At 40.7% G+C, this 13316-nt stretch carries 12 protein-coding genes and 2 pseudogenes; 12 read left to right on the forward strand and 2 right to left on the reverse strand.

Annotation, left to right across the window (positions count from 1 at the left end; genetic code table 11):
* The first annotated feature begins 38 nt into the window (after window positions 1-38).
* The 3 genes and pseudogenes from kam1_RS02140 to kam1_RS02150 all read left to right on the forward strand — a co-directional run bounded on the left by kam1_RS02140 (window position 39) and on the right by kam1_RS02150 (window position 2738).
* Window positions 39-1145, forward strand: a complete 1107-nt coding sequence (locus kam1_RS02140; protein WP_039721309.1) for an electron transfer flavoprotein subunit alpha/FixB family protein — start codon at window positions 39-41, stop codon at window positions 1143-1145.
* Between the two features lie 14 nt (window positions 1146-1159).
* A pseudogene (locus tag kam1_RS11205) lies at window positions 1160-2457 on the forward strand (FAD-dependent oxidoreductase).
* Window positions 2454-2738 carry a ferredoxin family protein gene (locus kam1_RS02150; protein WP_039721307.1) on the forward strand — a complete coding sequence of 95 codons (285 nt, stop codon included), beginning with the start codon at window positions 2454-2456 and terminating at the stop codon, window positions 2736-2738. The pseudogene kam1_RS11205 and the gene kam1_RS02150 overlap by 4 nt, the downstream one beginning before the upstream one ends.
* 336 nt (window positions 2739-3074) lie before the next feature.
* Here the strand turns inward: kam1_RS02150 and kam1_RS02155 are convergent, their stop codons facing one another.
* Window positions 3075-3770 carry a lipid-binding SYLF domain-containing protein gene (locus tag kam1_RS02155; protein ID WP_039721306.1) on the reverse strand — a complete coding sequence of 232 codons (696 nt, stop codon included), beginning with the start codon at window positions 3768-3770 and terminating at the stop codon, window positions 3075-3077.
* Window positions 3771-3964: 194 nt separating this feature from the next.
* On the opposite strand from kam1_RS02155, the gene kam1_RS02160 reads away from it, so the two are divergent.
* The 6 genes and pseudogenes from kam1_RS02160 to kam1_RS02185 all read left to right on the forward strand — a co-directional run bounded on the left by kam1_RS02160 (window position 3965) and on the right by kam1_RS02185 (window position 8310).
* Window positions 3965-5452 (forward strand): menaquinone biosynthesis decarboxylase, encoded by a 1488-nt coding sequence (locus kam1_RS02160; RefSeq protein WP_039721305.1) that lies wholly within the window; start codon window positions 3965-3967, stop codon window positions 5450-5452.
* Window positions 5449-6461, forward strand: a pseudogene (locus kam1_RS02165) (NAD-dependent epimerase/dehydratase family protein). The gene kam1_RS02160 and the pseudogene kam1_RS02165 overlap by 4 nt, the downstream one beginning before the upstream one ends.
* An 85-nt stretch (window positions 6462-6546) precedes the next feature.
* The gene (locus kam1_RS02170; protein WP_143958211.1) at window positions 6547-6786 is read left to right on the forward strand and encodes a hypothetical protein; all 240 of its coding nucleotides are present in this window, start codon (window positions 6547-6549) and stop codon (window positions 6784-6786) included.
* 129 nt (window positions 6787-6915) lie between these two features.
* Window positions 6916-7278 (forward strand): hypothetical protein, encoded by a 363-nt coding sequence (locus kam1_RS02175; RefSeq protein WP_039721303.1) that lies wholly within the window; start codon window positions 6916-6918, stop codon window positions 7276-7278.
* On the forward strand, window positions 7251-7769 hold the full coding sequence (locus kam1_RS02180; protein WP_039721302.1) for a hypothetical protein: 519 nt from the start codon (window positions 7251-7253) through the stop codon (window positions 7767-7769). The genes kam1_RS02175 and kam1_RS02180 overlap by 28 nt, the downstream gene beginning before the upstream one ends.
* A gap of 70 nt (window positions 7770-7839) precedes the next feature.
* Entirely contained in the window at window positions 7840-8310 is a 471-nt protein-coding gene (locus tag kam1_RS02185; RefSeq protein WP_235277119.1) for a DUF6941 family protein, read from the forward strand.
* A 52-nt stretch (window positions 8311-8362) separates the two neighbouring features.
* On the opposite strand, the gene kam1_RS02190 is transcribed toward kam1_RS02185, so the two are convergent.
* Window positions 8363-10471: a quinol:electron acceptor oxidoreductase subunit ActD gene (locus tag kam1_RS02190; protein ID WP_039721300.1), complete on the reverse strand. Its 2109-nt coding sequence runs from the start codon at window positions 10469-10471 to the stop codon at window positions 8363-8365.
* Between the two features lie 182 nt (window positions 10472-10653).
* Here kam1_RS02190 and kam1_RS02195 point away from each other — a divergent pair, with 182 nt between their 5' ends.
* The 3 genes from kam1_RS02195 (at window position 10654) to kam1_RS02205 (ending at window position 13291) form a co-directional block, all read left to right on the forward strand.
* Window positions 10654-11556, forward strand: coding sequence for a 5'-3' exonuclease (locus kam1_RS02195; protein WP_039721299.1), 903 nt, complete (start codon window positions 10654-10656; stop codon window positions 11554-11556).
* Between the two features lie 73 nt (window positions 11557-11629).
* Window positions 11630-11992, forward strand: a complete 363-nt coding sequence (locus tag kam1_RS02200; RefSeq protein WP_039721298.1) for a HesB/IscA family protein — start codon at window positions 11630-11632, stop codon at window positions 11990-11992.
* 45 nt (window positions 11993-12037) lie between these two features.
* Window positions 12038-13291, forward strand: a complete 1254-nt coding sequence (locus kam1_RS02205; protein WP_052250465.1) for an MFS transporter — start codon at window positions 12038-12040, stop codon at window positions 13289-13291.
* The last annotated feature ends 25 nt before the right edge of the window (window positions 13292-13316 follow it).

Genomic DNA, 13316 nt, shown 5'->3' on the forward strand with positions numbered 1-13316 from the left:
GCTTTAAAAGAAGTAAACAGTGCAAGGAAGATGAGGTTATGAGTGAGATTGAGGAGAAACCAAAAAATCAGAAAAGAAAGAAGGTTAGTCTAGATCCAAGACTTTCTGAATACAGAGGCATCTGGGTCTTTATCGAACAGGAAGAGGCAAAGGTGCATCCTGTGGGTTGGGAACTATTAGGGAAAGCTCGCGTTTTAGCTAAATCTTTAGGGGTCGAAGTAGGCGCTGTTGTCTTTGGTGGTAACCAGGCAGTGGTCGATACAATTAGTAATGATGCTATTGCTTATGGTGCGGATATCGTCTATCAAGTTGTTGATCCTTCTCTTTCTGATTACCGCAGCGATCCGTTTACAGAGTGCTTGGTGCAATTGGTCAAAAAATATAAACCCGAAATTCTTCTGCTTGGGGCTACCGCTCTGAGCAGAGATTTAGCTAGCAGTGTGGCTACGTTCCTTGAAACGGGGCTGACTGCGGACTGCACAGAGCTGACTATAGACCTAGAAAATCGAAGTTTAGAAGCAACAAGACCGACTTTTGGAGGTAGCCTCCTTTGCACAATTTTAACCCTTAATTACAGACCGCAAATGGCAACGGTAAGACCTGGAGTCTTCCCTATCCCTTTGCCTAACACCGACAGGAAGGGAATGATTATAAGGGAGCAGATACAGTTTAACGAAGCCAACTTTGTTACGAAAGTCTTAGGCTTTATTCCTGATCCCTACAAGGCTTCTGAGAAGCTGTCACGAGCTGATGTTGTAATTGGAGGAGGAAGGGGATTAAAACAGGCGAGCCATTTTTCTCTTTTAAGAGAACTTGCTATGCTATTAGGTGGGGAAGTGGGAGGCACAAGACCAGTGGTTCAAGCTGGTTGGTTGGAAGCCGAAAGGCAAATAGGGCAAACGGGTAGGACCATAAGGCCCAAAGTCTATATAGCCGTAGGAATTTCTGGTGCCGTACAGCACCGAGTAGGAATAGAAAAAGCAGGAACGATTGTTGCTATTAATAATGATCCGAACGCTCCAATTTTTGACTATGCAGATATTGGCATTGTTGGAGATTTCCTTGAAATCATTCCTGCTATGATTCGGGTTCTGAAAAATAAAATTTCCTCAAAGTACGACTGCCTAAAGAAACAAGGGGTTTGAAAGGCTGAAGAGCTATGAAAGAAAAATACGATTGTATCGTTGTTGGTGCGGGACCAGGGGGAACGGCTGCCGCCTATACATTAGCTAGCAATGGACTCAATGTGATCCAGTTGGAGCGTGGGGAATATCCCGGTTCAAAGAATGTGCAAGGAGCAGTGTTATATGCCAATTCTCTGGAAAAAATTATTCCAGATTTTCGAATGGATGCTCCACTGGAGCGTTTTCTTGCCGAACAACGGGTGTGGATTATTGACAAAGATGCCTATGTTGGGACTACTCACCGGACAGCTGCATTGAATTGGGACAATGCAGATAGGTATACCATTTTGCGTGCGCCATTTGACAGATGATTTTCGAAAAAGGCACAAGAAGCAGGAGTGCTTTTGATTTGTGAGACGACAGTGATTGATCTAATTAAAGAAAAGGAGCGGGTGGTCGGAGTAAGAACAGACAGAGAAGATGGAGAGCTATATGGGGAAGTGGTTATACTGGCGGATGGGGTTAATTCGATGCTCGCAAGGAAAGCGGGATTCAGAAAAGAGATAGTGGCTAAAGAAGTTGCTCTTGGGGTAAAGGAAACCATTTTTATTCCCCAAGAAATTTTAGAAAACCGGTTTGGCCTGGTAGATAATCAAGGGGTTGCTATTGAAATGCTTGGAGCCATTACTCGAGGAATGCTTGGTACAGCTTTTCTTTATACTAATAAAGAATCTATATCCATTGGGATTGGTTGTTTATTGGCCGATTTAAAGAAAGAGAAAATCCACCGTTTGAACTGCTAGAGTCTTTGAAAAACCATCCGGCAGTCAAACCATTGATCGTTGGCGGAGAGGTGAAAGAATATTCGGCTCATTTGATTCCAGAGGGAGGATATCATGCAATGCCACAAATTTATGGGGAAGGCTGGATGATCGTTGGTGATGCAGCCATGTTTGTTAATTCTATTCATAGAGAAGGGTCGAATCTGGCTATGGAATCAGGGAGGTTGGCTGCCGAAACGGTTATTGAAATTAAAAAGAAAAAAGAAAGATTTAATAAGGAGAATTTGGCTCTCTATAAAGAAAAACTCGAAAAGAGTTTTGTTCTGAAGGACCTCAGGAAATACAAGAATTTTCATGCTGTGATTGGGAAAAATCGACATTTTTTGACCACTTATCCAGAAATTATGAATGTTTCTCTGTTCTCTCTTCTTAAAGTGGATGGAGTAGATAAGAGAACGAAGGAAAAAGAGACGATCAAGAATATCCTAAAGAGAAGATCGGTTTCAGGTATTCTTCAAGACGCAATTCAGCTATGGAGGGCGACAAGATGATTCAGATTGAGGAAAAACTCTACCAGAATCGCTATCGAGTGGATGAAGGCAGGCCTCATATTAAGATAAAGAATCGAGAAACCTGCACACTCTGTTATGACAAAAGTTGTACTGTGCTTTGTCCAGCCGGCTGCTATAGGAAGAATGAGACCGAGGAAGTGACATTGATTACTGACGGCTGTCTGGAGTGTGGAACTTGTCAGATCATCTGCGTGGAGCATAAAAATATCCTATGGGAATATCCTAGAGGTGGCTTTGGGATCCTCTATAAGTTTGGATGAACTCTGCCAGAGACTTTGTGACAAAGTATCGTCCTAGCAGGTTCGATGGTGGTGCTCTCCCACGGCTGCATGCAATCTTGCCAAAGTCTGCACCAACTTAGAAGCGTAACTGATCGAGAAAGACGGCGAGGACGGTCGCTTCCACTGCTTGGTAGAATCCCCGCCCAAAGTCGCCGTCCTACTTCCCCTTAAAGTTATAGCTGCGCGCCCGTTCCATGGTGTGGTTGCGCACTGAGTCGTTGGTTCTAAATTGTAGAAAATCGTATCAAATTAACAATTATTTAATTTTCTTGATAAGATTTTCCTTATTATAGGAGAACTCCTCAAAGTAATAACTTATCCTTTTTTATGAGAGTAAGGGGCATTGAGAGCTTCGATAAGTTTTTTGGCTCCTTGTGGTACTGCAACCTTTCCACTCAAAATTTCTGAGGCACTGATATCTCTGTGATAATATCTTTTGTTAGTGTCTTTGGATTCTGCAATATCAAGACCACTTAAGGCAAGTCCTCCAAAGAATCCTTTACTCCTTTTATAAACATATATGTGAGATTTGGGTTTGTGCTCCGATTCGGTGGTTGGTCCAGCAACTCCTTCCATTTCTCCTTTTAGTTTAAATTTTCCACCCTTAGCAAAGGTGTCCACAGCCTTTTTGGTGTTCATAATAATAACGTAATGGGTTGTTTCGCCTCCAGCTTGCAGTCCAAAGCCCATACCAGAGGCTGAAATGGCCGAAGGAGCGCTCCAGCTATTTCCTTTCTTCGCGACAACTAACCCATGGCCACTTTCTCCGCTAAAAATAAAACCGGCTTCCGAAACCCTTAGTATTGCAATACCCTTTGCATTGTTGAAAACAGATTGAGGAATCCCATTTTTGGGGTCTCTTTTGAATTCTTTAATGACAGCAGTAGAATGGTCGATGGTCCGTTGAAAATCCCATGATGCCCAAGCTGGTACTGTCGAAAAAAATAAGCTTAGTAACAAAAACAGGCTAGCATGGATAACTCCTCTATTGCCTATTGAAAAAAGTTTCATATAAATTCCTCCTCGATAATTCCTTTTTTTTAATTTTTTTAATAGTATAATGATTAGATTAACTTGGTTTTTTTTAAATAATAAGGTCTTTGAGATCAAGGAAAAACTTTAAAAAAGGCCTATCGTTCAAGGATATTTTTCTTGTTGATAAAATAGAATGACTGAAAAAACCATTCGAATTTTTTAACTTCCTTATGCCTATTCATAATTTTGATCAATTCGTTCAAAAACTTGAAGAAGCTGGAGAACTTATTCGGATAAGCGAGCCGGTGCACACTGAACTGGAAATAACTGTGCTTGCTGATCGAGAGATGAAAAGTCCTGGGGGAGGTTATGCTCTTCTTATCGAAAAACCTATTTTGTTAAAAGGTAAAATTTCCCGATTTCCTCTTTTAATCAATGCTTTTGGATCCTGGAGAAGAATGGAAATTGTCTTAGGACGAAAGCTCACTGAGTTGGTGGAGGAGATCGAAAGTCTTCTGAAACCTGAAGGACCTAAAAGCATCTTTGAGGGCTGGAAAATGATCCGTAAAGGGATCGATTTTTTTAAATCCCAGCCGAGACTGGTCGGATTAGCTCCGTGTCAAGAAGAAGTGGTACTGCTAGAAGATGAGAATCCTCCCATGGGGTTATTGGATCTCCCAGCTTTAAAATGTTGGCCTAAAGATGGAGGAGCCTATATAACCCTTCCACAAGTCTTTTCTGTAGATCCCTATACCGGAAAAAGAAATGTCGGCATGTATAGGATTCAAATATTTGATCAAAAGACAGCCGCCATGCATTGGCAAATCCATAAAGTTGGGGCACGCCATGGCCAGGAATATGCCAAAGAAGGAATACAAATGCCCGTTGCCATTTGTTTAGGAGGGGATCCGCTCATGACTTTTGCTGCCACAGCACCACTCCCCGATGGTTTGGATGAGGTGATATTTGCAGGATTTTTAAGAAAGGAAGGCATCCCAATGGTCAAATGTAAAACGATCGAACTGGAGGTGCCTGCAGAATCGGATATCGTTATTGAAGGGATAGTTGATCCTCTGGACTTAAGGCCTGAAGGACCTTTTGGAGATCATACAGGCTTTTATACCCCAGTAGACTTATATCCTGTTTTTCATGCCAGAGCCATAACGTTTCGAAAAAAAGCGGTCTTTCCTGCAACGATAGTTGGAAAGCCGCCAATGGAAGATTATTATCTGGGGACCACTAGTCTGAAGATGTTTTTGCCACTATTAAAGATGAATTTTCCTGAAATTGTCAATATTGCTCTGCCACCGGAAGGGGTGTTTCACAATTTGTTGTTTGTATCTATCAAAAAACAATATCCTTATCAGGCTTATAAAGTGATGCATGGATTATGGGGCATGGGACAGATGATGTTTTCCAAAATCATTATTGTTGTGGATGAAGATGTTGACGTTGACAATACTTCTGAAGTGCTTTTCCATCTGTGTGCGAATGTTGATCCAGAAAGGGATTTTTTGTTTACCCGTGGTCCATGCGACAGTCTAGATCATGCTCAGTCTGTAGCCAATATTGGATCGCATGTCGGAATAGATGCGACAAAAAAGCTTCCCGCTGAAGGCTATAAAAGAGCCTGGCCAGAAAAAATAACAATGCCTCAAGAGTTTATTAAAAAGGTCGAGGAAAAATTTCCAAGAATATTTGAAAGAAGATCTCCATGAAGAAAATATTTATCACAGGAGCGGCAGGCTTTTTGGGTTTTTCTACAGCCAAACGCTTGCTTGAATCTGGTCATCAGGTTGTTGCCATTGATAATCTCAATCCATACTATTCGGTCAAACTTAAGGAAGCTCGACTCGCTATCCTCAAGCAATACAGTGCTTGCCAATTTGAAAGAGTGGATTTAATGGAGAAAAAAAAATTGAGGAAATCTTTGGTTGGTTCAAACCAGAATATGTCATTCATTTTGCTGCGCAAGCGGGCGTAAGATATAGTCTGACGAATCCTTATTCTTATGTTGAATCGAATGTTTCAGGAATGGTTCCTATTCTAGAATCTTGTCGGAAGTATGGAGTTAATCATTTTCTTTTAGCAAGCTCTAGTTCCGTTTATGGAATGAATCGGCAAATTCCCTTTAAAGTAAGTGATCCTGCCGATCATCCTGTAAGTATTTATGCAGCCACGAAAAAGGCAGCTGAGCTGATTGCCCATGCCTACAGCCATCTTTTTTCTATTCCCATTAGTTGTATGCGCTTTTTCACTGTTTATGGCCCATGGGGAAGGCCAGATATGGCTTATTATAAGTTTGCTCAATCCATTTTTCTCAATCAATCAATCGATGTTTATGGAGAAGGCAAACTCAAAAGGGATTATACCTATGTCGATGATGTAGTAGAGGCTATCATTCGATTGATGGATCGAGTGCCCCAAGGGCAAAGGGAATCTCAGATAGGTGGAATGGATCCTTCAGTAAGCACTGCTCCGTTTCGAATTCATAATATTGGCAATCGACATCCAGCTGAAGTGATAGATCTTGTTAAGCTTATTGAGAAATACATGGGGAAGAAGGCAACTATCCACTACTTGCCAATTCCTCCAGGAGACGTTGAGTTGACATACGCGGATACAAGCACTCTTGAAAAGGAGATCGGATATGCTCCTACAACTTCTCTTGAGGAAGGCATTTGTCGTTTTGTTGAATGGTTTTTGAAAGAAGGCTATCTTTTTTAAAACAGTTCCAGCATGAAACAGGCATCGATGGAAAAATCGCTGGGGAGGTTCAAGAGCATAGATTAGATCGACTTAAATAAAAGTTTTGGCAAGACAGGGTAGAAGCCTCTCAGCTGAAGAACACTGGAGTAGTCCAGATATCAGAACGGTTGATCCGTCAAACCTACGCCTTGGAGTTTTTCATAGTGATCAAGACCATTACCACTCTCTCTCTGAACTGACAGCTTGTCTTGATCGACCTCTACAGACCTTTTGTTCGCTTAGTGACGCTTTAGCAATAGAAAAAGAAGATAATTTTTTTATTCTTAAGCATAATTATTTGTAAATAAGGTTTTATATGTTACAAATAGTTAAGGCATGATAGCAGATAAACAAAAAAGAACGATTGATGGATTTTAGAAAGTTATTCGATACTTTTCTTTTCAAATTGCTTTATCTTTGAAGGGGCAACTGTATGGATAATTCAGAAGATATTTGGGAAAGGATAAGGAAGGAGAGTCCATTTGACAAACCTGATCCTTATTTTTTAGAAAGGTTTAAAGCAAGGCTGCGTTCAGAAAAAATACAAAACGAGAAAAGAAGGCAATTAATTACGTTCCTTGCCAGTTTCTGCTTCGTTCTTATTCTTTCTGCAAGCCTATTAGCGGTTGGAAAAATTTGCATGCAATCCTGGATAAGAAACCAAGTTTTCAATTCTTTGGAAGTAACGGTCGAATCCATGGTAGGAGATTTGAATCTGCTTTCCTTGGAAAAACCAGATATGATAGTTAGTAATGCATCTGAAGAGCTATGGACAGAAGATATATTTTCCTTTTAACAGTGGTAGTGGTTTTCGGAATACTAGAAGGCACTATGAGTTCTGCAATAGCTCAAGTACTAAGCCGCAAAGAACCTTTAGTGCCTTTATTGTCTCAAGATGTGGAGATTCGAGAAAAAATTTTCGAGGTGCTTTATCTACCCGATGAAGAGTTAATAAAAGAGCTTTTCAAATGGCCCAAGTTCAATCAAATGGATCTGGAAGAAAAAGGGTGGTTCCTTCAGCGTATTGCGATTATGCGTCAAAAGGTTAGGCAATTAGCCAGATCGAAGGCAAGGCAACTTGGATTAAGTCTCAACGAAGAGCAGCTTAATGCATTCGAAAAAAGTTATTGGCACAAGAGATTGGAAATAGAAAAAAAGTTTATCGAAGAAACTGAAAATAGAAGAAAAGAGCTGGCTAAAGAATTGGAAGATGCCCTTCAGAAGGAATTTTCTAACCTATCGACAAAATCCGTAATGGAACTGGAAGCCCATAACAAAAGTCATTGATCTAGAGGATTAAGTCTTTTTTATAAACTCTTCTGTTGCCTTCGCTAAGAAGTTTATCTAAAAATTGTCTGTGGAACAAGAACCCGCTCTTTGTCAGGCTATATTGTTTTCTGACTATGTTATTAGGGAAAAAGGAACTGATAGGCTTTCGATTATTAATTCTTTTAACAAACTTTATTTCCCTCATTTTCCATGTTTAACTCCTCCTTTTTTCCTTTCGATTTTCTTGACGCATCTCCGAGGTAAAATCGTTTCACTTGATATTACTGCAAGGGTTGAAGATCCGCACTCAGGCCATGTGTTGGCTAGCTGCTCTGGAAAGATTGGATTTCCAGTTGACGGTCCTTCTATTGAAGAAACAACGATTCTTGATCTGACTCTGCCTGTGACTCCATTTTTGGTTTCGCAGCAAGGCATTTACAGTGTGGTCATTCTTGTTAACAATGAAAAAATTGGAGAAAGGATTTTACCTGTCTTACTCTTGCCCCCAAGCTTTGGTGTTCATTCTGTGCTCAAACCTCCGCCTGCCCCTCTACAATAAGTAGATCAGAAAAAGAAGCTTCGGACTCTTTAGTTTATGGTGGGAAAATCCCTTATTCTAGAATTGCATCTACTCCAATGGCTCCTAGTCGAGAGAGAATGGTGGGGAGATTTGAAGAAAAAAGAGGGTCTGTTTTTTTAATAACAAGAAAAAAGCCATTATCCATGCCTCTTTCGTTGTACCTTTTCCATGAGAACAAAGGATGATAGAACTTAAAGAGTTGACCACAGAATAATATCCCAAAAAAAGCTCCAAAGGAAGCGAAGAGAGCTGTTAGTTCAAAGAAAATGGGAACAAAAGTGGGTAGGCTAAAATATGGTTTTCCTTGAACGACTAGAGGATAAAAAAGATTCAGTAAGGAGCTGCTCAGCAGATGCTTCAAAAAGTCAGGCTTAGGTAATGAGATGGCACTGACAAGGAGCAAGGCTAAAAGAAAGCCAACAGTACCCCCTATTAAGACGATTCTAGAGACCCAGGATTTTTGAATGGGGCCAGCTTCGGATAGTTCATGAAAAGGATAAGGACTATAAAGTTCAAAGTGGCTAAAGCCTAAAAGTTTTAATTTTTTTGCTGCTTTACAGAGAAGCTCTGGAGAAGAGAATTCTGCCCCTAAGGCATACAAATTTTTGTTTTCTTTTAAATCCTTTTCTTTCTCTCCACTAGAAGCTGAAAGGACAAGATCTTTTTGCTTTTCAGCGTCACCTTGGAAAGAAGACTTGAAACTTTCTTCCATTGAAAAAAAGTGGCTGTCTTTTTTGTGAATAAAAGGATGTACCAGTGTTTTGACTTCGAACATGGCAACAGAAGGAAGAAAGCGTAGAAAAAGAAGAAACAAAGTCACAAAGAGGCCGATAGAGCCAACATAAAGGAGCACGTCGATGGCTGTAGGAACAAAAATCCTCCAAGAAGAAGGTAAAAAGTCCCTGTGGAGAGAGATAATAATGATCACAAAACGTTCAAGCCACATGCCGACGTTAGCTAAAAGCGCTATGACGAAGAGAGAAAGGGGGTTAAAACGGATCTTTTTTATCCACAAAAATTGAGGGGCAATACTGTTACAAAAAAGCATAGACCAAAACGCCCAAAAATAAGGCCCTTTAATTCGATTTAAAAAAGCATAGCGTTCGTATGGATTGGCGCTATACCATGCGGTGAAAAGTTCTATAAGATAGACGTATCCAACCATCGAACCGGTAGCCAAAAGCCATTTCCCCATCTGATTGATATGTTCCGGCAGAATTAATTCCTTGAGTTTTGGAATAAGGGCCCGACTGGGAATGATTAGAACCAGAATCATGGCAAATCCGCCAAATATGGCGCCGACACCAAAATAGGGAGGGAATATAGTTGCATGCCATCCAGGCAATATCGTGGAAGCAAAATCACAAGAAACAAACGAGTGGACCGATAGGACCAGAGGAGTGAGAATACCGGCCAGGCAAAGATATCCCAATTCATAATGGGTCCATTGGCTAGCAGACCCAAGCCAGCCTAAGGAAAGAATAGCCCAAAGTTTCTTTTTGAACGGTTTTGTTTCTTTTTCTCGTAGAGTCGCAAAATCAGGAATCATTCCAAGATACCAATAAAGCAACGAGACCGTTAAATAGGTAAGAACAGCAAATACATCCCACATGAGTGCGGCTCTCAAGTTTTGCCAAATGCCAGCCGACCAAGGCACCGGAAAGAGATACCATCCCATCCATTGCCTTCCAATGTGAATGGCTGGGAAAATGGCACCACTAGCAACGGCAAATATGGCCGAAGCTTCTGCTGCTCTGTTCACCGAGTTTCTCCATTTTTGACGGGATAAAAGCAAAATGGCTGAAATGAGTGTGCCAGCATGGCCAATACCTATCCAGAAAACAAAATCAACAATAGGCCAACCCCATACGACTGGAGATTGATTACCCCATACTCCTATCCCTGTTGAAATGACATAGACAATCGATAAAAAAGCAAGAATCGCTATGGAGGTACTGAGGCTAATTGTCCATCTCCACCAATTGCCCATGGGAGTGGATAGGATCGAATAGACAACCTCGCTAATAGAGGCAAGAGTTGCATGTGAGGGAAGTAAAGGAGGCCTTTCTAAACTCATTCCTCCGATTGTTCTCTCCTGCAAGCCAACCAATGGAAACTCACGCGGAGGATTTCCATTCATTTTTATTTGTCCATTACAATTATTAATAATTAAAGAAAAATACGAAAAGAAAAACAAGATATATTTCTAATCCCTCAATTCGTGAATCTATTGGATCTTTCTTCAAGGTTTACCTTAGAGGCTTCTTGTGTCTTTTGTAAAAGAAGCTGGACAAAAGACTCTTTTCTAGTGATTTTTTAGAAATGCGTTTTCTTTTGGTTGATGGGTATTACTATGCGTTTCGCTCCTTTTATGCTATGCCTTCTCTTTCTACAAGATCGGGAGAGCCAACTAATGCGATTTACGGACTGACTATTGTTATTCGAAGGATGCTTGCGGATCTACAACCCGACTTTGGAGCTGTGGTATTTGATGGTGGATTACCTGCTGATCGGATAGCCTTAAGGTCAGATTATAAGGCGAATAGGCCTGAAATTCCTAACGCTTTAAAAGTCCAAATTCCCTGGCTTAAAGAACTGTTAAAAGCCCTTGGCCTTACTCCGATAGAGGTTGAAGGACAAGAGGCAGATGATGTCATTGCTACCTACACGAAAAAGGCGATTGAAAAAAATATTGATGTGGTTTTGGCAACCAATGATAAGGATCTTTTGAGTCTGATCGGACCGCATGTAAGTGCATATACTGTAGAAAAGAAAAAGTTTAGGCTGATTACAGAAAAAGACATTGAAGAAAAATGGTTAGTCCATCCATGGCAGCTACCTGATCTGCTTGCCTTAACTGGAGACAGCGTCGATAATATCCCTGGTGTTCCTGGCATTGGTAAAAAAACGGCAGCAAAATGGATTAGTCGATACGGTTCTCTCTCTGCTTTACTTAATGCCAGTGATATTCCAGACAAACGGTTTGCCCAACTTATTGAAGAAAATAAAGAACTAATTATGACCAATTATAAGATGCTTGAGTTAAAAAATGATATTCCCTTGCCTATACCGATTGAAGAGCTTCGGATAAAGCCTAACTATGCTGAACAGGAGAGGCTTTTCAAACGGTTTGAATTTAAAAAGTTAGCCGAAGCCCTAAAAGAACATCCAGAAAAAAAATCTTCAGAAAAATCTTCAGAAAATACAGACATATTATTTGGATAAATAACTGAGTACTGGTTGAGAAGGATAGTTTTTTCTTTTTCCAGATACGGTTTAAACAATATAATCTTACTATATGAACAAAGAGGTCTCTTTTACCAGGGGGTCTGAAAAACTATGCCAGATTACTGAGAAGGCGGCTTTAAGATTAAAGGAAATTCTAGAACAGAGTGGCAGGCAGAGTGGAGCGCTTCGTATTTCTGTTGTTGGAGGAGGATGTGCGGGGCTGCAGTATGAGATGGACATTGTGGATGGCCCAGAAGCAAAGGATATTTTGATCGATTCCAAAGGGGTCAAACTCATAGTAGATCCGAAAAGTGCGCTTTTTTTAAGTGGTTCTATTCTGGATTATTCGGAAGATTTGCTAAATCAAGGCTTTGTTGTGAAGAATCCCAATGCGGTTTCTCATTGTTCTTGTGGAAAAAGTTTCGCTATCTGAATTATCTCAAAGGAGAGTTAAAACGATCGATGATAAGGAGGATTCTTGGACCCCGAACATTCGAATAAAGGAGGGTTTTTTTCGAAACTTAAAAATTCGGCGTCCTATTCGGCTTCTTTACAGCTGGTAATTCTTTTTGGCTGTGTAAGTCTGGCTGCGGATGTCACTTATGAAGGAGCAAGATCTATTTTAGGCCCTTTTCTGGGTGTTGTCGGAGCAACAGGTAGTGCGATTGGTTTCATAGCTGGCATAGGGGAACTGACTGGTTATGTGGTTCGACTTGTAGCGGGAAGCTTGGGAGATAAAACAAAAAGTCACTGGGTTTTTGTATTCGCAGGGTATTTTATAAATCAAATTGCGGTGCCTTTATTAGCTATCGCCAAAAATTGGCCTCAAGTCGGCCTTCTGATCGTTCTGGAAAGATTTGGCAAAGGCATACGAACTCCCTCTCGCGATGTATTATTGTCCCATGCCACAGAAGGGGTCGGGAGAGGATTTGGTTTTGGCATTCATGAAGCCTTAGATCAAGTTGGAGCGATGACAGGCCCTTTTTTGATTGCTTTAGCCATAATGCATTGGAAAAGTTATCGGACTGCTTTAGGCTTGTTAATCATTCCAGCTTTTTTGGCTTTGTTGATTCTTTTTGTGACTCATAAAAGATATCAAAAGCTCAGTGCTTTTCTGGATGACTGTCAGCCAAAAGAACAAAATGACAAAGCTGGCAGCAAGCGACAAGGATTAACTGAAAGTTTCTGGTGGTATATCACCGCTCTTGAGTTTTTGGCTGCTGGATATGTTGATTTTCCCTTGATTGCTTATCATTTTGGACAAAAAAGTATTTTTAAAGAATATGAGATTCCTTTGCTTTACATGCTAGCAATGGGTGTAGACGCCATCGTGGCATTGGTAGCAGGCAGACTGTTTGATAAAAGTGGTATCGGCTCAATGAGCTGGCCAATCATCCTTGGTTCTCTGTCTTCTCCTTTAATATTCCTCTTTCCAATTCGAACGGTGGCCATCATTGGAACAATTTTTTGGGGGATCGGCTTAGGTGTCCAAGAATCTGCGGTCAGAGCAGCTATTGCCTCTCTTGTTCCTATAGACATAAGAGGAACGGCTTTTGGTATTTTTTATCTTGTCTTCGGTTTGTCTTGGTTCTTAGGAAGCTGTGCCATGGGTTTTCTTTACGATAAGTCTCTAGCCTATGTAGCGCTTAGCTCTTTTATTTTACAAATTCTTTCTCTTCCATTATTAGAAAGGAGCCAGAAGAAAATTAAAGAACAGAAAAAGTCTGTATAAAAGAAGATTCTAGGGTAGCAAGCAG

The organism is Methylacidiphilum kamchatkense Kam1, assembly GCF_007475525.1.
Classification (GTDB): Bacteria; Verrucomicrobiota; Verrucomicrobiia; order Methylacidiphilales; family Methylacidiphilaceae; genus Methylacidiphilum; species Methylacidiphilum kamchatkense.